At 31.1% G+C, this 25,038-nt stretch carries 23 protein-coding genes and 2 pseudogenes; 12 read left to right on the top strand and 13 right to left on the bottom strand.

The features are described from left to right. Positions 1-99: 99 nt before the first annotated feature. The gene (locus P7F85_RS12000) at positions 100-3,267 is read left to right on the top strand and encodes a YSIRK-type signal peptide-containing protein (protein ID WP_058660093.1); all 3,168 of its coding nucleotides are present in this window, start codon (positions 100-102) and stop codon (positions 3,265-3,267) included. A gap of 121 nt (positions 3,268-3,388) precedes the next feature. Here P7F85_RS12000 and P7F85_RS12005 read toward each other — a convergent pair whose 3' ends face one another. The 4 genes from P7F85_RS12005 to P7F85_RS12020 form a co-directional block, all read right to left on the bottom strand. Continuing rightward, positions 3,389-3,931, bottom strand: coding sequence for a GNAT family N-acetyltransferase (locus P7F85_RS12005; RefSeq protein WP_002466317.1), 543 nt, complete (start codon positions 3,929-3,931; stop codon positions 3,389-3,391). Positions 3,932-4,161: 230 nt separating this feature from the next. Beyond that, on the bottom strand, positions 4,162-4,740 hold the full coding sequence (gene lepB, locus P7F85_RS12010; protein WP_002466332.1) for a signal peptidase I: 579 nt from the start codon (positions 4,738-4,740) through the stop codon (positions 4,162-4,164). 27 nt (positions 4,741-4,767) lie between these two features. Next, the gene (locus tag P7F85_RS12015) at positions 4,768-5,406 is read right to left on the bottom strand and encodes a hypothetical protein (RefSeq protein ID WP_002466318.1); all 639 of its coding nucleotides are present in this window, start codon (positions 5,404-5,406) and stop codon (positions 4,768-4,770) included. 14 nt (positions 5,407-5,420) lie between these two features. Next, positions 5,421-5,801 (bottom strand): hypothetical protein, encoded by a 381-nt coding sequence (locus tag P7F85_RS12020; RefSeq protein ID WP_002466315.1) that lies wholly within the window; start codon positions 5,799-5,801, stop codon positions 5,421-5,423. A 268-nt stretch (positions 5,802-6,069) separates the two neighbouring features. On the opposite strand from P7F85_RS12020, the gene P7F85_RS12025 reads away from it, so the two are divergent. Genes P7F85_RS12025 through P7F85_RS12035 form a run of 3 tightly spaced genes read left to right on the top strand, consistent with a single transcriptional unit; the run spans position 6,070 to position 8,924 of the window. Next, a complete protein-coding gene (locus P7F85_RS12025; protein WP_002466310.1) occupies positions 6,070-6,828 on the top strand; it encodes an ABC transporter ATP-binding protein in 759 nt (252 codons plus the stop codon). Beyond that, positions 6,818-8,698 carry an FtsX-like permease family protein gene (locus tag P7F85_RS12030; RefSeq protein WP_046464471.1) on the top strand — a complete coding sequence of 627 codons (1,881 nt, stop codon included), beginning with the start codon at positions 6,818-6,820 and terminating at the stop codon, positions 8,696-8,698. The genes P7F85_RS12025 and P7F85_RS12030 overlap by 11 nt, the downstream gene beginning before the upstream one ends. Before the next feature lie 37 nt (positions 8,699-8,735). Further along, positions 8,736-8,924 carry a VraH family peptide resistance protein gene (locus tag P7F85_RS12035; protein ID WP_002451605.1) on the top strand — a complete coding sequence of 63 codons (189 nt, stop codon included), beginning with the start codon at positions 8,736-8,738 and terminating at the stop codon, positions 8,922-8,924. Between the two features lie 46 nt (positions 8,925-8,970). Here P7F85_RS12035 and lip read toward each other — a convergent pair. Continuing rightward, a pseudogene (lip, locus tag P7F85_RS12040) lies at positions 8,971-11,037 on the bottom strand (YSIRK-targeted triacylglycerol lipase). A gap of 214 nt (positions 11,038-11,251) precedes the next feature. Between lip and P7F85_RS12045 the strand changes: the two are divergent. Next, entirely contained in the window at positions 11,252-11,464 is a 213-nt protein-coding gene (locus P7F85_RS12045; protein ID WP_002466341.1) for a hypothetical protein, read from the top strand. Between the two features lie 31 nt (positions 11,465-11,495). Here P7F85_RS12045 and P7F85_RS12050 read toward each other — a convergent pair whose 3' ends face one another. Further along, positions 11,496-12,203 (bottom strand): SDR family NAD(P)-dependent oxidoreductase, encoded by a 708-nt coding sequence (locus P7F85_RS12050; protein ID WP_002466342.1) that lies wholly within the window; start codon positions 12,201-12,203, stop codon positions 11,496-11,498. Positions 12,204-12,388: 185 nt separating this feature from the next. On the opposite strand from P7F85_RS12050, the gene P7F85_RS12055 reads away from it, so the two are divergent. The 7 genes from P7F85_RS12055 (at position 12,389) to P7F85_RS12085 (ending at position 17,341) form a co-directional block, all read left to right on the top strand. After that, positions 12,389-12,724: a hypothetical protein gene (locus tag P7F85_RS12055; protein WP_002466328.1), complete on the top strand. Its 336-nt coding sequence runs from the start codon at positions 12,389-12,391 to the stop codon at positions 12,722-12,724. A 506-nt stretch (positions 12,725-13,230) separates the two neighbouring features. Then, complete coding sequence (locus P7F85_RS12060; RefSeq protein WP_227701697.1) at positions 13,231-13,770, top strand: LPXTG cell wall anchor domain-containing protein; 540 nt, start codon at positions 13,231-13,233, stop codon at positions 13,768-13,770. 668 nt (positions 13,771-14,438) lie between these two features. After that, the gene (locus P7F85_RS12065; RefSeq protein WP_002466327.1) at positions 14,439-14,918 is read left to right on the top strand and encodes an HTH domain-containing protein; all 480 of its coding nucleotides are present in this window, start codon (positions 14,439-14,441) and stop codon (positions 14,916-14,918) included. A 14-nt stretch (positions 14,919-14,932) separates the two neighbouring features. Further along, on the top strand, positions 14,933-15,253 hold the full coding sequence (locus tag P7F85_RS12070; RefSeq protein WP_002466321.1) for a hypothetical protein: 321 nt from the start codon (positions 14,933-14,935) through the stop codon (positions 15,251-15,253). 117 nt (positions 15,254-15,370) lie between these two features. Next, entirely contained in the window at positions 15,371-16,186 is an 816-nt protein-coding gene (locus P7F85_RS12075; protein ID WP_230623124.1) for a hypothetical protein, read from the top strand. A 21-nt stretch (positions 16,187-16,207) separates the two neighbouring features. Continuing rightward, positions 16,208-16,642: a hypothetical protein gene (locus P7F85_RS12080; protein ID WP_002466335.1), complete on the top strand. Its 435-nt coding sequence runs from the start codon at positions 16,208-16,210 to the stop codon at positions 16,640-16,642. Positions 16,643-16,930: 288 nt separating this feature from the next. Then, positions 16,931-17,341, top strand: a complete 411-nt coding sequence (locus P7F85_RS12085; protein ID WP_015365420.1) for a hypothetical protein — start codon at positions 16,931-16,933, stop codon at positions 17,339-17,341. Positions 17,342-17,388: 47 nt separating this feature from the next. On the opposite strand, the pseudogene P7F85_RS12090 reads toward P7F85_RS12085, so the two are convergent. The 7 genes and pseudogenes from P7F85_RS12090 to P7F85_RS12120 all read right to left on the bottom strand — a co-directional run bounded on the left by P7F85_RS12090 (position 17,389) and on the right by P7F85_RS12120 (position 24,674). Then, positions 17,389-18,188: pseudogene (locus P7F85_RS12090) on the bottom strand (ABC transporter permease). Positions 18,189-18,355: 167 nt separating this feature from the next. After that, complete coding sequence (locus P7F85_RS12095; protein ID WP_002465917.1) at positions 18,356-18,958, bottom strand: short chain dehydrogenase; 603 nt, start codon at positions 18,956-18,958, stop codon at positions 18,356-18,358. A 118-nt stretch (positions 18,959-19,076) separates the two neighbouring features. Continuing rightward, complete coding sequence (locus P7F85_RS12100) at positions 19,077-20,123, bottom strand: DJ-1/PfpI family protein (protein ID WP_002465916.1); 1,047 nt, start codon at positions 20,121-20,123, stop codon at positions 19,077-19,079. Between the two features lie 358 nt (positions 20,124-20,481). Then, positions 20,482-21,282, bottom strand: coding sequence for a CPBP family intramembrane glutamic endopeptidase (locus tag P7F85_RS12105; RefSeq protein WP_046464470.1), 801 nt, complete (start codon positions 21,280-21,282; stop codon positions 20,482-20,484). Positions 21,283-21,308: 26 nt separating this feature from the next. Next, positions 21,309-22,556, bottom strand: coding sequence for an aminoacyltransferase (locus tag P7F85_RS12110; protein ID WP_002465919.1), 1,248 nt, complete (start codon positions 22,554-22,556; stop codon positions 21,309-21,311). 152 nt (positions 22,557-22,708) lie between these two features. Further along, entirely contained in the window at positions 22,709-23,146 is a 438-nt protein-coding gene (isaB, locus tag P7F85_RS12115; protein WP_002465914.1) for an immunodominant staphylococcal antigen IsaB family protein, read from the bottom strand. 490 nt (positions 23,147-23,636) lie between these two features. After that, entirely contained in the window at positions 23,637-24,674 is a 1,038-nt protein-coding gene (locus tag P7F85_RS12120) for a 2,3-butanediol dehydrogenase (RefSeq protein ID WP_046464469.1), read from the bottom strand. Positions 24,675-25,038: the final 364 nt, after the last annotated feature.

Below are 25,038 nucleotides of genomic sequence, written 5' to 3' on the forward strand. Positions count from 1 at the left end.
TTTAAGGAAAATAATTATTTTTTATTAGGTATGGTGTATAATGGAATTTTACATGTAAAATAACTATTATATAGGAATAATAAAATTTGGGGGCTTCAAATGAAAAATCATTTATTTAAGGTAAATCAACGTCAGCGCTATGCTATTCGAAAATTCTCTGTAGGAATTGGGTCAACACTTATTGGCGTCACTCTATTTTTAGGTATGCAAAATCACGCACACGCTGCTGAGAATTCAGAATCAAAAACACAACAAAATACTGAAGAAAACAATGCATCTTCTACACCTAATCAACAAGCGACATCGCCCGATGCTAAATTAAACACAAACAACACTTCAACGGTATTGAAACACGACCAAAATCAAAGTCAGACTAAACCTGCTCAAACTAATGATTCACATATCACATCTGATATGCAAAACCAACCAACAAGTCAGATGACTAAATCAACACAACAGTTGAATTCAACTCAAGATCAAAATCAAAACAACCAAACAATTAATAAAAAGCAAACACAAAATGAAGCTAAATTTAACGCCACAGAAGCACTTTCTAAACAAACTTCACAACAAGCCAACAATCATGTAGAACCATCACAAGCTCAAACTTCTATACCTCAATCAAAGACATTCAATACTCAATCAACACAATCACAAACACAACGACATATCGTTCAACGTCAATTTGTTAAACCTGTTTCTAGAGCTTATGTAGCAAATAATGGCATTGTAAATGTTGATGATGACTCATTTACATTTACTGATTTAAAAAATGCTTTTAATGATGCTAATGTGAGCCAAATTAATTTTAATTCTGATCATCAATTTGAGTTTACTGAAGGTTTAAAATTGAATCGCGGACTCATCATTAATGTCGCAAACGGTAAAAAAGTAGATTTTAATGCTGCACCTGGACAAGCACAGAAACTTATCGATATTGATGCATCTCTTGGTAATGGTCAAGCGCTAACAATTAACAACGATGGTCAGTTAAATTTCAATAACTTCAATAAAGGTATCGCTGTTCATGGCGGAGATTCAACTACTCAACTTAACATTAACGGTGGCGAAACAAACTTTAATAACTTTAATCAGTCTGGTATTGATGCTAGTAAGAAATTTGCTGGTCAGATTTCAATTCAAGATGCTCATATTAATACCAATTCCACAAGAGATTCTACGGGATCAACTTTACTTTTAGGAGATAGTTTTGATTCAAAATTAAATGTAAATCATTCAACTCTCAATTTGGTTAACAATGGCGATAGCCCTACGAGTAATGCGATTGAATCTAATTCTGGTATAGTGAATTTTAATGATAGTAACATTTACTCTTCTTCTCGAGCACATTACAATTTCAATATTTTTAATCCAGATCATCGACGTGGGGATCAACAAGTTAATTTCTCAAATACTGATTTAAAAGTGAATACCCCTACAGATGCTAATCCATACAAATCTATATGGATATTCAAAGTGCCAGTAGACGCAGTAGGTATTAACTCTGAATTTACACATTTTAATGTAACGAATAATAGTACTATTTCACAAAATATAAATGGATTCACAGGTGATGAAAAAGGTATCGAATTAGAACATTCAACGTTAACTGTTGAAAACGGTACACTTGATTTACGTAGTGTTGGATTTGATAAAGGCTCATCGTTAAATAGCAGTCTAGCATGGCCTTCATTAATCGATATCAAAGATGATTCCAAAGTCACAATTGATAAATTTCATGATTTACCAAGTAATTCAAATGTTTCTACTGATTTCCCTAAAATAATAATTAGCGGTGGATCTGTTAGCCTACCTTTAGATGAAAAAGGTAATGCTCAAGTTCCTACTGGGACTCAAATTGTTAATGAAAATGGTGAAGTTTTAACTCATTTCGCAATTGATAAATCGAATTTAGACAAAAATGTAAACAATAAATATGATTTAACCATTACGAGTGACCCTAATGATCCAATCAATCACCCTGAATATAACTATGGATTAAATGAAAATAAATTACATGATCAAACGGCACATGTATGGGCACCAGCTGTGACAGTTGATTTCTTTAAAGATAAAAATGATGCACAAAATAATCAAAATAGTATAACTGAAGACCACGTCATTACACCTAGAGGGAATACAATTGGTTTAGTAGATAAATCAGCTCCAACTACATTGGATGGTAATCCGGTCAAATGGTTCTATTCAGATAATGATCAACCATATAGCGATGGTGATAAAATTTTAAAAGATACAAAATTATATCCAGTCATTCAAATGATGCCATTAAACGAGGCCCCAACCATTACAACATCTCCACAAGTCATTCATGAAGGTGATCATAATTTTGAAGTGATAAAAGTAGTTACAAGTGCTACTGATAAAGAAGACGGAGATTTAACTAACAAAGTTGAAATTATTGATAACGGTGGTTTTAATGCTGATGTACCAGGACAATATACGATCACAGTTAAAGTAACAGATAGCGAAGGGGCTTCATATATTACTACTGAAACAGTAACCGTGATTCCAGTCGATAGTGATTCTGACAGTGACTCGGATTCTGACAGTGACTCGGACTCTGACAGCGATTCTGACTCTGACAGTGACTCGGATTCCGATAGTGACTCGGACTCTGACAGCGATTCCGATTCGGACAGCGATTCTGATTCGGACAGTGACTCGGACAGTGACTCGGATTCCGATAGTGACTCGGATTCCGATAGCGACTCAGACTCTGATAGCGATTCCGATTCCGATAGTGACTCGGATTCCGATAGCGACTCGGATTCCGATAGTGACTCGGATTCTGACAGCGACTCGGACTCTGATAGTGACTCGGATTCTGACAGTGACTCGGATTCCGATAGTGACTCGGATTCCGATAGCGACTCAGACTCTGATAGCGATTCCGATTCTGACAGTGACTCTGACTCTGATAGCGACTCGGATTCGGATAGCGACTCGGATTCCGACAGCGATTCCGATTCTGACAGTGACTCGGATTCTGACAGTGACTCTGACTCTGATAGCGATTCCGATAGTGACTCTGATTCCGACAGTGATTCCGATTCCGACAGCGACTCCGAAACTCATAAGGATGTAGAACATCATTCTGCATTACATGCCGATTCACATCATCACACAGATAAACTGCCTGAAACTGGTCAACAAAATGAAGCTTCAACTACGACCTTAATGGGAGGTATCTTGGCAGGTATTGCAAGTTTACTCTTATTAGGTAGAAGACGAAAAAATCAAAAATAGTCATCGCGTACTAATTAAATAAAAATAAGACTAGGTAATTATTTATGGCTTATGCATATATATTCACAAACTAACACTGAATATATAATGTATAACCAATAATTATCTAGTCTTTTTCTATTTATGATTGCCATTCTGATTTTAATAAACTATAAACAAAACTATCTTTAAATTGACCTTGTACTTTTTCTTCGCTTCTCAGTCGACCTTCTCTTGTAAAACCTAATCGTTCTGGTATCGCTTGGCTTTTTTTATTTTCAACTGATGCTCTAATTTCCACACGATTTAACTTTAATTCATTGAACGCATAATCAATCAATGCTTTAGTACACTGTGTCATGATTCCTTTTTTCTGATGATTTTCACCTAAATAATACCCAATTGATGTTTTCTTGTTTACATTGTCAATATAGTGTAATCCAATCACACCAACCAATTGGTCTTCTATCCATATGCCGCAATGAAAACCATTACCGGAGGCAAATTGGCGTAACGCTGCTTGAATAAATTTTCGACTATCTTCAACTTGGTTAGTATAAGCTACAAATGGTAACCATTCTGCTAAATATGACCTCGATTGATCAACAAGATTAAATAACTTATCCGCTTCTCTCTCTTCTAATATCTTTAAAGTTACGTCTTCATTTACTTTAAATCCAAACATGCTTTACACCCCATTTACATTATTGTCACACAATTCTGTTAATTATCAACATAATAACACACGTTGTGGATAACTTACAATCAACCCCCAACCCTTGATATGCATCGTTTTATCAAATTGTTAATTCAAAATTATCCACAACATCTAAACTTATCCACGAAAAAAGTCTCTATCATTGACTCACCTTTTTTACAAAGTTTTAATCAACGATAGAGACCCTTTATTGATACTTAATTGGGAAATGTCCCTGGATTAAATCCACTTTTCCATTTATCGAAAGGCCAATACCTAAACATCACTTTACCGACAATTTGCTTTTTATCAATCAGACCAACATCTTTATATCGGCTATCATTACTATTTTGTCTATTATCACCTAATACAAGATATTTATCTTCAGGTATTTTAGCCTTCCCATTCGCACCATTAAGTGTTTTGGAATTAAAATCTTCTGTTAAATACTTACCATTTTTATACTTTTTATTTTCACTCAAATAGGGTTCTTTAACTTTTTTATCATTAATATACAATTGATCTTTCTTATATTTAACCGTATCTCCTGGTTTACCAATCAATCGTTTAATATAATCGCTTTTAGAATTAGCATGAAAAATAATGACATCACCGGAATCAATATGATTCAATGTCTTAGATATTTTACTAACTATCACTTTATCTTTATCTTCAAAAGTAGGATGCATCGATTCTCCTGAAACAGTATAAGAAGTACCGATAAATACTGTGAGAATGATAGCGATAATAATACCTATTGCTAATGCAACAATCCACTCGATCATTTCTTTTCCCATAGAAACTCCTTAACTACAAATGATTATTTATTGAACAACACCATTTTTAATTTTGACGTGTTGCCCTTTTTGAATTTTGTCGTATTGCTTTTTGGGTACAACTACAACACGTTTACCTTGTTTCGTATCAACTGTTACTGTGTATAATTTTTCATGGTCTTTCATTTGATGTTTCAACATGTTCATTTGATATTGAACATTATTTTTCTTTTCCTGACTGGCTTGAGATGCCGAAGAAAAGAGATACAAATATAGCCAGTTATTATAAAATGACGTCGACATAAATTGAGTTTGATATGCTGCACTTGAACTATAAGGACGTCTTGGACTTACTAATGATTTGGTACTCGAGTTAGTTTTATATTGTTTGCTTTGTGCTGACTTAGATTGGCTTGATTTAGCTGCTTGTTGAGACGCTCGTTGACTTGATTGTTGAGCTGCTCGTGATGCATTAGCTGCACTTGAACGGCTCATAGAGGAACTTGATGATGTTGATGAAGCACCTCTTGATGAAGCTGATGACGAACTAGATGATGCGCTACTAGAACTACTAGAGCTAGAACCACCTGAAGTACTTGCCGCATCTAGTTGAGTAGACAAAGCAATTGTTGTGATAGTTACAAACGTAATGGTTATTAAACTAAATTTACATAATAAACGCTTCATAAACTCACCTCTATTTATTTAGATACTTCATCCTTAGATACTGCTTTACCTTCTGTTTCATCATCGCCGTACATCATATATGGTGGACGATAAACATGAATCTTTTTACCATCTTTAATAATATATGGTTTCTTATTGCCATCACTTAAGATATGTTCGTAAACATGATCTAAAGTTGTTTTTTCCAAATGGGATTTCCCTTTACTATCTTTATATTTGATTTCAACATTTGGCGTATCTTCATCACCATCATTTAATACTTCGTAGTATTCGTATTCATATTTATCAGATTTTTTACTTTCTTTGGAAGGCTCTTTTTGTTCACCATTACCTCCACACGCAGCTAAAGTTAAACATAATAAACATGTGCTCAATAATAACAAAATCTTTTTCATGAACAGATACTCCTTTCAAATTATAAATATGTAAAACCAATTAATTATATGATTACATAACTTAATTAAATATTTCAATTACATTTACAAAAATTAAATGATTAATTCTAATTTTTTATACGTATTTTTGAATATCACAAATGATTCCCATCAACCACTTTAACCTTTCAAAGCTGTAAGTTTAGGGCGATGATTTGTAAGATTAGATAAAGGCTAGAATGACAGATCACTTCTAAAATAAAGATATAAGCAAATAAGGAGTGATAACATGTCAATCTTACAGGTCAATCAATTATCAAAAATTTATGGCAAGAAGAAGCAATATCAAGCACTTAAAGATATTAATTTTTCAGTTGAAAAGGGTGAATTTATTGCCATTATGGGGCCATCAGGATCCGGTAAAACAACCCTTCTAAATGTCTTAAGTTCAATTGATACTATTTCGAGTGGTTCTGTGATTGTTGACGGTCACAATATAACTCAATTAAAAAATAAACAACTTGCACAATTTCGCAAGACGTCATTAGGCTTTATCTTTCAAGATTATAGTGTTCTACCAACGTTAACAGTTAAGGAAAATATTATGTTGCCTTTATCTGTTCAACAACATAGTAAGAAGGAAATGGAGCAACATTATAAAGAGGTTACTGATGCGTTAGGCATTTATGATTTAAGCCAAAAATATCCAAATGAAATATCTGGTGGTCAACAACAACGTACTGCAGCTGCACGTGCATTCGTACATCAACCTAAAATCATTTTCGCCGATGAACCTACTGGTGCGCTAGACTCTAAAAGTGCACAAGATTTATTAAATCGTCTTGAAGAAATGAATCGAAAATTTCAATCCACTATCATAATGGTCACACATGATCCAGTTGCAGCTAGCTTTGCAAAGCGTGTCATTATGTTAAAAGATGGCAATATTCATTCTGAAATTAACCAAGGAGAAGATAGTAAACAAGCCTTTTATGAAAATATCATTCAACTTCAATCTTCTTTAGGTGGTGTGACTCATGTCATTTAATCAAATCACACTTAAAAATTTGCGAATGAATATCAAACATTATGGTATTTATTTATTTTCATTGCTTTTAAGTATCATCTTGTATTTTAGCTTTACCACTTTGCAATTCACACACAGTATTAATAATAATAATGCTTTGGCAATTATTAAAAAAGGCGCCTCTGTGGGGTCAGTATTTCTATTTATCATTATCGTGATTTTCTTGATGTACGCGAATCATTTATTTATTAAAAGGCGTACACAAGAGTTTGCCTTATTTCAACTTATAGGCTTAACACGTAGTAATATTTTAAGAATGCTATGTATTGAACAACTAACAATATTTCTAATCACTGGTGTACTAGGTGTGATGATAGGCATATTTGGTTCTCAACTTTTATTGTATATCGCATCAAAATTAATGCATTTAACAATCAAATTGACTATTAGTTTCGAACCTATGGCTTTATCTTTAACATTATTGCTATTAATCATTGCTTTTACACTTATCTTATTCCAAAGCTATATATTCTTAAAAAAGCGTAGTATTTTAGCATTAATGAAAGACCGCCGTCAGACTGAGGCCACTAAAGTTAAAATTACCTTTTTAGAATTAATCAGTGGATTGTTAGGTATTGGGATGATTGCTTTAGGTTATTACATGGCTACAGAAATGTTCGGTACTTTTAAACAATTAACATTATCTATGACATCACCGTTTATTATATTATTTCTAACTGTCGTAGGTACTTATTTATTTTTCCGAAGTACTGTATCACTGATTTTTAAATCAATTAAACATTTTAAACATGGCCATGTCACTATTACAGATGTCGTATTCACCGCTTCAATTATGCATAGAATGAAGAAAAATGCGATGTCTCTAACTATTATTGCAGTTATTTCTGCTGTTACCGTTTCTGTACTTTGTTTCGCTACAATTACACAAGAAAATAGTAACAATACTTTTAAATCTATAGCACCTCAAGATTTTAACTTATCAACTGAAAAGCAAGCTCAATTATTTAAAAAACAATTGGAGAAAAATCATATCAACTATCATACCAAAACGTATGAATCTATATCTCCTAAATCAGTAAAAGATAAGGTTTTGACATTAAAAAATGATAGTAAAAGTATGGCAATACACAACGTACTTGTACCAAACGACAATCTGAAGGGTACTGACGCAATTATTACAAATACGAAAAATACACCTGGTATTATGGAGATTCATATTAATCAAACGGTAACTGTAAAAGGTAAGCAACAACAAACTTTTAAAGTGACTAAAGAGGATAAAAATAAAATACTGCCACTTGATCTCACATCTAATATGCCAGCTATTGAAGTCAGTCGTGCCGAATTTAATAAATTAAAGACAGCTGATATCACACACAATATATACGGTATTAGTCTTGACCATCATCAAGATATGAAACAAGCCACACACATTGCAAGATCAATTGATCCTAATATTCAATCACAAAATGAAATTAAAAAGGACTTAGATGCGACCAATGGTATTTTAGTATTTGTTACATCATTCCTCGGTTTATCATTTTTAATTGCTGCGGGTTGTATTATTTATATTAAACAGATAGATGAAACTGAAGATGAAATTGATCATTTCCGTATATTAAATCGCATAGGCTTTACTCATCGTGACATGTTAAAAGGGCTAACTTTAAAAATCATTTTCAACTTTGGCCTACCACTCATTATCGCATTATTACATGCTTTATTTGCTGCAATTGCTTTTATGAAATTAATGGGAAACGTGTCATACACTACCATCATTATCGTGATGATTGTGTACACGATTGTCTACTTTGCATTCGCACTAATAGGATTCTTACATTCTAGTCGAGTTATTAAAAAAGCCATTTAGTCATTATTTAAATAAAAAATATAAGGAGAAATTTATCATGAAATTTAAAGATTTAATTAAACAATCATACGAGGATTTGAAAAATTTAAACGTTAATGTTTTCAACGTCATTATGTTAACGTTAATCGTTATAGTATTAAGTAGCGCCTTAACACCGATAGCCGGTATCCCAATCGGATTACTTGGTGGCGCCTATGTCTTAAAACGTCGTGATGAAAAACAATAAATAAAGTAGAACAGTGTGTGCCCAATATTGAGCACACACTGTTTTTTTAATGTTTTATACCATCTATGTCTTCAATTCTAATTAAATTATTGATAATTCCTAAATAAAATTGACTTAATTCTTCACCTATACGCTTATAATCTGTTGCATCTAATCCCACAAAATCTAAATGATCCCAACCATTCATCACTGGTTTGACCTGCCAAATACCTTTATCTGTAGTTGGGGAAGTCATCCCTACCGTCTTAGCGGCTTGATTTGTAGGGAATAATGAAGATGACACTGGCACAATACCGTCATTTTTTCTTACATTTACATTATCATCTCTACCAATTAACCTACTTGTTAAATCAAATAAGAAAAATTGTCTAATATTAGGATTCTCATTACCTAATGGTCCTGTATGTGTATCTAGTCCCGTATAAGATGTATAAACAATATTAGGATTAATTGATGTCATCTGATTTAGCTTCTCAGAACCTTCAGTCGTCAAATCATAGACTGCACTATCTTGAGTCTTCCAAATCTTACTATTTGCAACTCGTTTCACATAATCAATGTAACTTTCATCTGGACGTTGTTTGAATCCCCATTGTGAAAATCCGAGATCAATATGAGAATATTTATTTCCACTTAAGCGACCTATTCTATTAAATACACCTTTTACAAAATCAGTATTACCAAGTTTATCTGCAGCTGGTGTGCCATTATGTGGGGTCGCTAAAGTTGTGATTGATGAAATCATATTATCTTTCCCACCTGTAAATAAAGGAGAAATCTCACCACCATGTGCTTTTTGATAATCTATTTCTTCTTGATTACCATGTCTTAAAAAATGCTCAAGCAGACGTATCGTTTGACCGCCCATACTATGACCTATTAAATGAATCTTTTTACCTGGCTCCCAATCTGGCATAATCCCTTGATAAAATTTACCATATCTATCATGTCCCGTTTTAGCAGCATGTGCTGCACCATAATCTACTTTTCCACCTTTAATATAATGATACAGTTCTACAGCGCGGTCATAGTTACTACTAAAAGCACCGACACTCGCTTCATGCACGTCATAACCTAGTTTCTCTAATCGTTTCTTAACTGGGAATTTCGTACCACCCCAATAATTAGGATACAAAGCTGGTGCATTGTCACCCACTAAACCTAAAAATCCATGTACTAGCACTACCGGATATTTGTTTTTATATTGATTACTTTTGATAGTAGCTTCATCTGTATTTTTAGGTTTAATATTCTGATTTGTAGTTTGTTGTTGTGTTGGGTTAGTAGAAATATTTGTGTTAACTTTTTGACCTGGAGTTAAATGGGATTGGGTCTTTAATGAATGCGGTTTATGTTGTTGGCTGTGTGACTTTACAGAAGTTGTGTTGTCTTTGCTTTTATTGTTACTTTGCAGCTTGGTATCTTTTTACTCAATTGGCTGGTTATCTAATTTTTCTTTTACATCATTTCGAGATTGTAATTGTTGGTTATCGTTTTGTGGTTTAACATCTAGACGTTGCTTTTGTTGTTTATTATTTGATGAATTGGGATGTTCTTTTTGGTTTAATTGCGAATTGTTAGATTGATTATTATCAACCTGCTTGTTTTTATCTTGATACTGATCTTGAATACGCTTATGATTATCTACTTTTTCAATTTTTTCTGGTTTGATATTAGGTGTTTTGTCATCACTAGGTTGCTGTTTGTTATGACTTTCCTGATTATTAATGGAGGACTCTTTTGAAGAGTGATTAGCCGTCTGATTAGAAGCAGGTTGTTCCTGTTTTTCAACTTGTTCTGCTTGTGTTGAATTCTGTATTTCCTTATTTTCGGCTTTTGAGGATTGTTGCTCATTTTGTTGAGAATAAGACTGCGCGTCGTCTACTTTATTAATATTTTTGTCGATTTCCGATTCTTTTGAAGACACATTAGCATCTTGGTCGGAAGGCTTTGAGTGAGAAAGAACTGATTCTTGTGATAAGTGGGAGGATTGTTGCTCAGCAGCTTGAACGTCATGTTCTGAAACAAAAAATGTAATACCAGCTACAATTGATACAACACCTATTGTAAATTTTCGAATACTAAACTGTCTTTTAGAATTATTATTTTTCAAAAAAATCACCTCTATAAGTATTTCCCTCACTTATAGATTCAAAAAAATAACTGTTAATTAATTTTATCATATAATCCTTAAACATCTTTAATTTTTTATTTACATTTTGGTAAAGTTTTTTATTAATTTTATACTATATAGATTGATAAATTAGATAACTAATGGTTATGTTTGTTATATTGAAAATATCTTTCTAATTTAAGGAGTTCCTTTCATGGATCAATATCAAGAGTTATTCAATAATCCAAGTGGTTTTATATTTATACTTTTTATCTTCTATTTAATAGCAAGTTTATTTTTCTTTACCTTAACTGTATTTATTGGATTGAAACCTGTATCGTTTAAAGAAAAAATCTTAACAATCGTTATTTTAACTACTGTATTGACCCTTACTTTAACAGGTCTTTCATATGTCATTATTAGTTAATAAAAAGGGGCACCGATATGATGGTGTCCCTTTATTTGAATATTTTAAATGGCATCAATCTTAATAAAATTTTACCATTATGATTATGGTTGTCTGTTAATACTTTCACTATGGATTGCGCGCCTTCATTTACTGAACGCATTAAAAATCCTTTTTGATGATTATTCAGGTCTGTCGTAATACCTCCAGGCATTACACCAAATATTTCAACCGGTATTTTATTTTTCTTAAAATGTCTACCGAATAATTTAATCATCGAATTTAATGGAGATTTAGTTGCAATATAACTAAATGGATGGAAAAAGCTATTAGGATTCAAAGGTATCGTTAAATTTAATATTCTTCCGTGATTTTTAGCTAAAATAGGTGTAAATGTCTTAATCATTTCGAAATTACCAAAGAAATTGACCTCTGCCAGTTCCCTTAATTCATCAAGTTCAACATCCAGTGGTGATGCGTTCATATTGCCTGAAATACCCGCATTATTAATCAATGCTTTCAAATCAGAATGTTGTGTTGCTATATAATCAGCGGCTGCATGTATGGTATCAATATTATTTAAATCAATTTGTATCCATTCAGCTGTTATACCTTTATTTTCGAGTGTCTTAACGGCAGCACGACCTCTTTCTTCATTACGTGCACCTAATAATATCGTCCAACCTTTGTCACCTAGTTGTTTTGCCGTTTCAAAACCAATCCCCTTATTTGCGCCAGTTATTAATACTTTTTGTCTCATATATATACTCCTATTAATATGTCTTATTGTTAATCCCACTATACAATATTGATACTTTTAAATCACATTATTTCCTTTTATTCATAAATTTACAATTGGTGATTAAAGTAATTAATTGAAATAAATCAATTTATTAGGTTCTCTCATTAGTAATTGCTAAAATGCTAAAAAAGGAGGTAATAATTATGGAAGATAAAAGACTATTTTATAACCAACCTGGTGTTGTTATTAAAATGAAAGCTAAGGAAGGTAGAGGTCAGGAATTGTTCGATTTATGTTTAAAAGCTAAACATTTAGAAGAATTGGGCATCGATGATCCTACTGATTGGGTTTTATGTCGTTCAGATGAAGATAATGATGTTTTATTAGCCTTTGAATTTTTCAGAAGTGATGAAGCTAAAGACAATCACTACTCTAAACCTAGTACTGAAGACGAAACAAATGAGATTATGGAATTATTAGCAGATATTCCTCAACGTATAGACACACACATTGTATATTCTAGCGAAACTGAAAAATAACTCATTTTAACAATAAAATTTTCTAACTGACATAAAAAGGTGATTTCTATGGATTTAATATAGAGGTCGCCTTTTTGTCTAATATCTTCTGTTTATAGTAATATCCTCATATCTATATAAACAGACAACGCTCATACTCTCAAATTGCATTCTTTTATGATACATTCCAATATGGTTCCTTTCACCACACATTATTAGCTTATTTTAATCTCCGTTTCTTATATATCATTTTGGATTGGGTTTTTACCTTAAAAATCCATAAAAATTTGTATTTCATCATCTCTTATTCCAGTTTATCTTGATGTTTTTTTGTAATTCATTCTTTTTAACGAAGATTAATACTTTATAGCGTCATATTCTGTCAGTATAAATATTTGTATCGATTTTATTAAAGAGATTTAGAACGTTATCAATACAATGATTAAAATAATTATTAAAAATAAATCTGATGACATATTATTGCATTTTCTTTATTTATACTCTAAATGTAATTATAAAATTGAGGAGTGATTTCATTGAAAAAATTAAGCATTTTAGCAACTACTACACTAGCAGGCACATTACTATTTGCAGGAGCTGGTTCAGCAAATGCAGCAGAAAATAATTCATCAAACTCACAGCTACAAAACACAGCTAAAGACTATCTAAATTCTCATCATGTCCAAATTAATAAAAATTCAGAGTTAGTGGTTGAAGATAATGATAGAGTTAGTGGAAACGTACCAAAGGGATATAAACCAGTAATGTTTGGAGAGCAAGGAAACAATGGACCATCTTATATTTTAGTAAATGCTAATGGTGATATTATTGATCCACAACACCGTCAAACTACTTCAGAACAAAACCAAAACACAAATAATACAGAAAATACAACAAACCAACATCAAACAGATAATAGACAAGCAAACAATAATTCCCAAAACAAAGTAGCATCACTACCAACGACAGGACAAGAAACTAACACAACATTTATCTCTTCTGTAGCAGCTATATTATTAGGACTAGGATCAATATTAACATTCAAACGTTTTACAAAAGAAAAATAATAACTTCACTAAGTCGTTCAATTATAATGTGAACCAATCCCTCCACTATTAAAAATAGTGAAGGGATTTTTAAATAACGACAAATATCTACATGATTTTCTTATTATTACATGTCCCCCCCTTAGACACCTCCAACACAAATGTAAAAACCTCAAATATTCATTAAATTTCCAGTACTTATTTATCCTAATTGAAACATTAAGTGCACTGAGTTTTTCAAACTCAGCGCACTTAATGTTCTTATTAAACTACTTGCTTTATAGACATCTTACATATGTTTTTTCACCTCTAACAATAGTTTTTATCAACCCTTAAATTCAAAGGCAAAAGAAACAATTTTCAATTGTTTCTTAGGTCAAAACTTGAATAAAAAGAAGGAGGTAAGAATCATGTTTTATAACAGAAGTAATGAACTATTTTCAAAAGTTAATTACACACCTATAAATAAAATAGTCATGTATCAACATTTCATTTTATATAAGTATTTTGTCCTGCACTTATGGAAGAATCACCGACATTTTTTGTCAGTGATTCTTCTTTTTTAATGTTTATAAAATTCAATGCAACCACTGTTAACACTATATTTGAAGCCAAATAGACAAAATGAAACGAACGACATTTTTATACAAATCATTTCCATATAATGTATTTGGGGAGGGCGCAATACAATGGGGCACAAAACAAAAAGAATTCTGTATATTTATAAAAAATTATTATCAAATCATCACGTCAACGTAAAACATATGGCGCAATTTTTCAATACAAATGCACGTACGATACAACGAGATATTCAAGATATTAAATCATTCTTAAACGAACAAAATCAGACTATTTTATATGAAAAAACAACATGTAACTATTACATTGCTTATAAAAATGCATTTGATGACGACTATATACAGACCAATGTCACTTATGAAATGACTTATCAAGTATATCGTCAAATAAACAAACAGTATGATACTTATATCATTCAAAAAAATCGTCAGACCATCAAAGTTGTGCTTGCTATCCCTAAAGCTGATGCAATTAATCTCTGTTTTATGTATCGTAAATCGCTACGTATGATTTCACCTGAAATATTAGTTAAAAACTTTAGTCAAGAACTATCCCAATTACAAAATAACTATATATTAAAAACTATATAAAGGAGCATATTGAAATGAAGAAAATTTTAATTTTACTGTCTATATTACTTGTTGTCGGAACCGCTTGTTCAAGCGGTCCGACTAAACAAGCGCAAGGTAAATGGCAAAACGATAACGGAGATATTATCAATGTCAAAGGTGAGAAATTTAAAGTCACGATGAAAGGCTCTACCATCGAAGGTGATATTAAAGATGATAAAGATCATAAAGAATTATCGAAAGTGAAATTTGTTGGTGAAACAGCTTATATCAAAGTCGATGATGATACATTATCAATTATCGAATCACCTGGTGATACACCTAACGACGAAGCACAATTTAAAAAAGTAAAATAATCAATAAAGGACTGTTGAAAGATGCAAAAAATCATCGTTGTTTTATTAGGTACAACACTACTCTTAACAGCTTGCAGCACCAAAGACAATCATCATGAATCAAATAAGTAACATAAAATGAATACAACTCAGCAAGAAACAAAGCGTGATGATCATGCAACGCATAAGTTACCTTTACATCAATTATTAAGTGACCATAATGCCAGATTAGTAATCACTCTTAAAAAAGGGGTCACCACTAGCGAAGTATCAAATACGGACTTAATCAAAGACTCCAAAGAGAGTTTAAAAAAATACGAGATTTCAAATATTGGTTATATCAAAAATGGCAAAGGTTATAACTACAATGACAAAATGAATAATAAAGTCACTTTTGATCAATTAATTGAAACCCCTGTTCCAGATGTTGATCGTAAACTAACAAAGTTAACAGAACATGAAATGAATTCAGGGATTAATGACTCACAAAACAAAGTTGATATTAACTATCAACCTTCTCCAATAAAAACAATTCTTTACACAAAAGACCATACGCAAATGAAAGAAGAGGTACAACTCGCTGATTTCCAACGAGAAATGGATATGAGTGGTGATATTGGTGAAGAAAAAACAAATTGGATATCGAATCACAATAAAATCAATGACGATGACTTAGCCAACAATTTCCCAAAAGTTAAATCCTTCGATATTGAACCTTTTGAATATAAAGGAAAAACGTTTGCGGGATTCGCGACACCAGATGGTGATGCGCAAAGTTCAGATAACAATGTTGAGGATCAAAATATTTTAGAACTAACTTTATTTGAAGTGCCTAAAGATACCAAAATTATTAAAGATAAAAATAATGATGCTGATCATATCATAGACTATCAAAATACTAATGATGGCAAACAAGAAAAAGACCAAAAAGACCATTCATTCGACAATTTATAAATATCAATAAGGAGACAGTATATGGAAACCAAACAGTACCACATTGTTAATCATTATATTGACTTTTGGGCTAATTCATTTAATTATCAAGAAGAAACCAGTCGACAAGGTTTTTGGATACCTACTATTATCAATACACTCATACTGATTCTTGAATACACTTTTGTAACGATATCGTATGACAATTTCGGTTTATTAGAAGACTTTAGTGTATTCACGAAAATCATATTGATGTTAATCCCGTTGATCATGGGTATTGCTCAAATTGCCTTAACACAACGACGATTTAATAATCTAAATAGCAACAATGTCTGTCCTAAAATATGTGGTATTGCATTTGTCATCACATTTTTAGCCTTTGTCATTGATATCAAAATCATTGCGATATTCACACTCTTAATATATTTAATAACTGCACTAATCAACGTAATTATTGCCTCTCGACCTACAAAATAAATAACAATAAAGTACCGTATAATCTGAGTTAATTCATTTTATACGGTACAATTTATATTAATAATAAAATTTATTATCTAGCCTTGTATTTATATATTTTTTCTCATAATCAAAGTTTCCAACATCTATATTAGGATTATAATTATAATGTTTTGTTAATTAAAAGTTCAATATATAAAGAAAATGTAAATTTTAGAATTTTATTTATAAAATCACTAGATATTATTATTACGTTTATGTTACGTTAAGATTACGAAATAAAAACAAACAAAGAGGAGATGGATTTTTATGAAACGTAAAGTCTTAACAAGTTTATCAATTTTAGCTTTAACTGGATCTATCGTATCATTTGCACCTGCTCATGCTTCAACAACACAAGCTCAAGACAAAGCACCAGCAACACAAAAGGCACAATCAAAGGATGCTAAAAAACTGATTAATGATGCTTATAATGTTGCTGCTAAAAAATTCGACTTCGATACAAAACATTTAACAACAACTGGTCATATTACTGATAAAGGATCTTATTATGAAATTCCTTACTATAACAGTCGTGGTGTAGGTGGTTTAAATATTATTGCTGTATACAAAAATAGTAATAAAGTGACAGTTTTCGATAACAACACACCTCAAAACCAAGAATATGCAGGTAAAATTGACCTAAGCAAATACGATCTTAAAGATGTACCTAAAGAATAAGAAAATCTATAAAAATGGTGAATCATTTAATCTATGATTCACCATTTTTATAGATAGTCAGCAAACTTTTCTCTATATTTAATATGTAAATAAGCCCCTATTATATAAATAACTAACAATAATGCCAAATTATATATTATCAACTTCCAATGATCAGAAAAAAACCACTTATGATATAAAATTGAATATCTATAACCTTCAACAATAAAGTATATAGGATTCAATTTGATTACATTTAATACAATTTGGTTTGTAGGCAAATATAATATTGATGAAACAAAAAATATTATTCTCATAGATGCTTGAATAACCATCTGTGTATCTCTAATAATAATCCCTAAAGTAGATGTTAATAATGAAATAACCATTGTAAAAATCAACGTATACGGTACAAAAATTAAAAGTTGAATAGTATACATAGTTGGTAGATATCCACCTATTGCACACAATAACATAATTATAAATAGTAGCATTAAGTGAGTATAGAATTTACTTACCACTAAATAACTAGGTAAAATGGATAACGGAAAATTCATTTTCGCAACTTGATTATACTTAGCAGTAATTGCTTTTGTTCCTTCTAAAATACCTTGATTAATAAAAAACCACATACAAATACCAACAATTAACCAATAAATGAATGGTGTGCCTTCTATTATTCTATTACTTCTAAATCCTAATCCAAAAACAAACCAATAAATCATGATTTTATTGTTGGATTAATCAATTCCCATGCTACTCCTAAATAATTATTCTTATTTGTAATCTTAATTTGAAATTCAGCCAATCTTCTTATTAGATATATATTTATAATGTGCTCTTTTAATATAATCCATGGTGCATTCATTCAAGAAACTTACCTTTCTATTTATACAATAATTCTAAAAAATAACTTGAGATAGTTTAAAACTACCTCAAGTTAAAATTCAATTTATATAAATTACAATTCACTAGAAGAAATGCTAACATATTTATATAAAATATCAAAACAATATATAATTAATTATAATAAAATCAATACACTCTATACGTTTGCCCTGTTTGTGCACCTTCTACACTTTTAATAAATGCATTAGCTACTTTATCGGCAGGTACTGCTGTATATCCTTTAAAGAATTCTCCATACTTATCTAATGCTTCTTCAACTACATTAGGACTAACATTATTAATTCTTAAACCATGTTTTAATTCTACAGCAGCTGAAGTCACAAAACCTGCGATACCGCCATTAGCCATTGCTGCTGAAGATCCTAGTTTTATAGGATCGTCCATCATAATACCTGATGTTAACGTAAAACTGCCATTTTCATTTAAATAATGTTGACCAATTAATACTAAATTGATTTGGCCCAATAACTTACTTTGAATCGCTACATTATTTTCTTCTAAGCTAATCTCAGAAAACGCTTTGAATGTAGCACCGCCTGTTGCACTGACAATTGCATCAATATTATCAATATCTTTATACATTTTTTCGATTTGTTCTGGAGACGTAATATCCAACTGATAGTCACCAGATTGACTTCCTACTTCAATCACTTCATGATGATTTTCTTTTAGTTTTTCTGCTACTTTACTACCAATAGTTCCACTTGCGCCAATAACAATAACCTTCATGAGATACCTCCTGTATATTTTAACGTTTTCATGAATCACAGTATCACACGCAATATTTAATTAAAGTAAGACGCTCAATTATAAGGTCTGAAAAAGCAAATAATCCACCATTTATTCATCATCTGCTTCGATCATATTTTTTATTAATTTTTTGTCCTTCTAATTTCGAAGAGACAAATCCCATTTTAGCGTTACCTTTCATTTTGGTACTATCTAGAGAAACATTAAATTTTAAGTTGAGTTTCATTGGTTTTTTTACACTTTGTTGCCAAGTGACATTATTTTGATTGATTTGAATATTGTTAAGTTCAGAAATATTATCTTTATCACTTTGATCAATAGCAATTCCATATATTTGTTGGTCTTTTTCATAGAAATGATATTCAATATTTAATTCTGCGATTGGCGTCTTAATAGTTACATTCCAATAGCCAAGTAAATGATGATAATCCGCTTCTTCTCCATCAATTTGTTGAGCTTGACCACTAACATCTTCTTCTGTTGCCGTAGATTGATCTACAGATAACTTAGGTGCCTGCCCGACATTTTTCCACACCGTGCCACGTTTTTCATATTGAAACAAACGTTCAATTTCGTAAGCGATTTGTGGTCCTAATTCTCTTTCAACTAAATAAAATGCTAAATCTAATCCTGACGTTACACCTGCACCTGAAACAATGTCGCCATCATCTACTACACGTGCATTAACTACATGTGCACCAGCCCCTTCAAGCAAATCTAGTCCCATAAAGTGTGCTGTAACATGTCTGTCCTTAATAATATCTGCCATGGCTAATAATACGCCACCACCACATACACTAGCAATTGTCATATTCGGGTTACGATGGACCTCTTTAATTTTATCTGTCACACCTTGATTTGCTATTTTATTCAATTTAAATGGTATAGAGGTCTCACTTTCCATATTTATTGAACCAGAAGCCCCTGGTATTAAGACTAATCCAGTTGTTTGAGTATCAAGTGTTGTTTCAGCTTGTAATTCATAATTACTAATACCGTTTTTAAATGTTCGTCTTTCATCGATACTCACAAATCTCACATCTATCGTTTCATCCGTATATTCAGTGGCAGCTAATAATACCTCATATGGTGCCATTACATCTAAAATATCTACCTCATCAAATAATAAAATCTGAACTTTCATCTCTATCTCTCCTCAAATCTATTTATCAATGCATATTTCATACTAACCGATATTAATTTGCATTTACTATTATAATGACCTCAATTAAACAAATCTTAAAAAGTTAAAAGCCATCAAATGGCTTTAACTAATACCATTTGATGGCCTATATCATTCAAATTTCTATTTTTTTATAACATTTATGATTTAAAATCCAATACCACTATGTGTAATATTTATATTTGTCACTTTATTATTTTTTATACTAAATATCACGCCGGGTCCTTGATTTGTTGGTTTATAACTTAATACTGATTTCTCCTTAGATGACGTTTGATAAGGATCCATTCTTTTTTAATTCATTACTCTTTTTTTAATATCATTTGAACATTATAGATAAATACCCCACTAAAATGGCTATTCCAATAATACTATTATGAATCATATGAACCATCATACTATCTTTGATATTACCTCTACGTGAGTAGGCAAGATAAAACACCATACCCATTGATGTATACATAATAAATGAAATGATATTATTAATACCGTGTTGTGAACCAAAAACGATTGAAAAAATAATGAACGGTAACCAAAATGAAGTCTTTTTAAATAAAGTCTCTTTGAATATACCTCGATATATTAGTTCTTCAAGATATGGTGCAATAAAACTGATGGTAATTACAAAAATGATAAAAGGAAATACTTGTGCAAGTTGGCTTGCATTTGTTGCTTGTTGATTCATATCACCAAACAATAGCTTATCGTTACTTGTTTGAGCAGACCCTGTGACTTTGTATAAAAGGAACAAAAATGCATAGACAATAATACGAAGTAAGACTGCCCACCCTATATTAATACCAATATCTTTCGTCGTAAATTTGCCCGTATGTTCATAAGTATGCCGTCTATAGTACCGTCTAATTAACCAAACCACTACTGATACAACAATGAGATATAAAACGGTGGACATTGTAGCTTTCAAAGTGTCCATTTTAACCGATAAATTTGTAATCGTAAGTATGATAATAATAGGTAATTGCCCTAGAATCATCCAACCTATAAAAATGAGGATATTTAATGCTATATTTCCTTTCGGTAAAACATCGCTTTGATTTTTTGATAAATCTTCATTCTGATTTTCCTTATGTTGTTCATTCATTTCATCATGATTAGTCATATTAAATACCACCTTTTTTCATCATATTATTCATTTAACAATCGAAAAACTTTATACAATAATGGGTGGATAGGCTTAATGAAATCTCCAATTAATTCTTCAATGTGGGTTCCGAATCCTTTTTTAAACTGTTGTACGCCTAAATCATCTGCTGTCTTGCTAAAATCTCCAGTAATACCATAAAAATTATATTTAGGAATCTCATGTTTTATAGCAAACTTAATCATATGCCATTGCAAAGCATACGCACCTTTATATTGATAGTAATGTGGATTTGAACCACTGGATAAATAATAAACTTCATCTTTTGTAGCTATATATAAGGCTGCTGCTAAATCAATTACATGTCCATCTGTTTGAATGATGTCTTGTGTTTCTGTAATTTTCTTTTCGTTACTATTCCATTGCTGTTCTAACTGTTTTAACTTGTTCTTACTCTTTTTAGAATTAGGATGCCCACTTAACTTATCTCTTGTGTTTTCTATATCTTTAGCTATTTCAGATGATTTTTTAATTAATTGATTTTTATAATCATCTAAATTAATATATGAAAGCTTAATCATTGCCTCATTCGGATACATTAACAGTACTTCTTTAAAAAATTGATATGGATTTGCCCTATATTTAAAATGATGTCGTTCTTCAGCCATTTTAAATAATTGATAAAAGCGATCAATTTCTGATATGTCTAACGTTATTGTCTTAACACCCATTTCAATCGCATGTTGAACATGACGCCTGGTTTTATATTCCATATTTTTTAAGACATCTTCTTCTTTTTGTCCTTCCATATCTAGTACAGATAGCCATCTAATTTGACTCTTTTGAGAATAGCCAATCGTTAAACCTTGGTGCTGATAACCTAATTGATGTAATGTATGAATTAATTCTTTATTATTAATCGGTGTCACAATATCTCCTGCAGTATTCCGAACATTTTCTAAAATATACGGATCTATAGAAGCAAATAGTGCTCGTTTTTTTTGTAGATATGTTGTTAAGCCTTTAAAGAAGCATTTTACTAATTCAAGATTATTAAAATCTAATATCGGGCCTTTTTGAGAATAAAAATACTTAAAAAATTTTAACGCTCTAGATTCCGTTAATAAACAAGCTGCTATGACCTCATTTTCATTATTTTTGACACCAACTAAGTGTGCTTCTTCGCCATTTGTTTTTCTATATTTAAATTGATCAATACATTGAGTAAAATGGACCTTATTATTTTGAATAAAATTGTCATATTCTGTCTCTGTTAGTCGCGTAAAATACATAATTTAATCCCCTTATTCACTTTATATAAAATAAACGGCTGATGACCTGTCTCACCAACCGTTTGCGATTACTCAATTTTTCTCAACTTTGCTATAAATAGGCTAGTAAAATTGTAAAAAATGAATTCCATATAAAATTTTTATTTTATCACTTAACTTTTTCCGTTATGGATACCGACTTCAGTAATATAACCATTATTCTCTAAAAAGCGTAATTGTTTTTCATTAAATTGATATAAATATTCATTTCCATGGGCTGTTCCAGATGGCTTATTTAAGGGCTTACCATAAGTTTTCACTAATTCAGCTTTAGAAACTACACCCGGTTTTAATTGGAACCACACACCATCCGCTTTCCCTTTGCTAGGTAAATAAAATTGTTGATCAAATTTTTCAATTGTATCATTATCATTACCTTTACTGTTTTCAGTAATTTTATATCCATTAATTGTGAAATTGTCATTTTTAATGGCATTAATAAAATTTTTATCTAAAATAAAATCACTTTGTGATGATGTATAACCATGATAGTTATAATATGGTTGCGTAGCCGCATGAGCTTCATTGATGTGAAAGATCCTCAACGCCAACACCCAAAGCCACCCCAACTGCTAAAGTACCTGTTAACAAACTCTTTGATAAAGTATTCATTATTAACACTCCTTTAATAGTTAAATGTCTTTCTAAAGTAATATTACAATATATTACAGAATATTACAAATTATTACAAATTTTATTATTTGTATAATCTTGTTTATTGTAAAGTCGCTTTAAATCTTATTATTATAAACAAAATAATGACATTATATTCATAACAGTAAATAATCATGAACCGAAAGTAATTAAGTTAGTTATTTATACAATACATATTAATTTTAAAGATGTTTCAAAAATGATATGGAAGAGCCCTAGCATAACCTACAACCATTGATTTTCACCTCTAAATTAATATTTATTCAATTAACAAACATAATATTTAATAATGAAAATGATATAGGTAAAACTAATAATTATAAAAAAACTAGTAGAAGGAGAATCTCTAATTTGAAGATTCTCCTTCTACTAGTTTTATAGTCTATATTATAATTTAACTAAAATTTTTGCTTGAGATTTATCATTTACAAGTTGTTCAAATCCTGATTCTACGATATTTTCTAACTCAATTTCATCAGTAACTACATCTTTAACGTTTAAATTACCTTCGTTGATTAAGTCAATTGTTTGTTGGAATGTAGTAGGTGTGTATGCAATTGTAGAAGTAAGTTTTACTCCTGTATTAGTTAATTGCATTGGATTCCACTCGATAGGATGACCAAAAATAGAAACGATAACAACTGTACCTCTTGCTTTTGTAACATCTATAGAAGATTTAAGTGTTGGTGCTACACCAGCCACTTCAAAAGATACATCTACACCATTTTCTGTATACTTATTAATAACATCAACTGGATCTGTCTTACCAGAGTTTATAGCATGAGTTGCGCCTAGTGCTTTAGCTTTACTTAGTCTTTCTTCTGATAAATCGAAAACAAATATTTTACTTGCACCAGCTGCTTTGGCTGCTACGACTGTTAATAATCCAATTGGTCCTGCACCAAAAATAGCTACAGTATCACCAAATAGAACTTCACCTTCTTTAATTGCTTGAACTGCAACGGCTGTTGGTTCGACAAGCGCACCTTCTTTATCAGAAACATTATCTGGTAGTTTATAAACATTTTCTTCCGGCGCATTTGTAAACTCTGCAAATCCACCATCAGAACCTAAGCCTATAAATGAATAACCATCATAAAGGTCAATATTTTCTTCTTTTTCACGTTTTGAAACTGTAGGGTTAACTACAACTCGATTGCCTTTATTAAATTTTGTAACTTTGGAACCAGTTTCTTCTACCACACCTGCAAATTCATGACCCAATGTAACTGGAGCTTTTTGGCCTAAGAATAGATCTGGCTTTTCTGTTGAAATAAATATAGGACCTTCTAAGTATTCATGTAAATCTGTACCACAAATGCCAGCCCAAGATACTTTAACCTTAACTTCATTGTCCTGTAATTCTTTAGGTTCACGTTCTTCAACTCTTACGTCTTTTTGACCATACCAAACTGCTGCTTTCATAGCTAACACTCCTTAGTTTAGTTACTTCTAAATCAACTAACCTTTTAATACAATGTTCTAAATTACTTTACAATTAGAGTTTACTCTAAAAGTTCATTTATTTATAGTCTTTCAAATTAAAAAACTAATATTTGTAATTTTTCACTATATGTTTCTTCTAAATACAAAACCTTCATATTTAAATAGGACTATAGTTATTTTAAAAAAAAGATTATTGTTCGAAGTTCTATAATATACCCTCTTTTGGTTAAATCTTAGTTTTGTATTCCTCTATTAACGAGTGTTATAATGAATGTAATAAGAGCTTCGTGTATTGTATGCACCAATCCCCTCACTATTGCGTGTAGTGAGGGGATTTTTTGTA

The organism is Staphylococcus sp. aM (assembly GCF_052975125.1).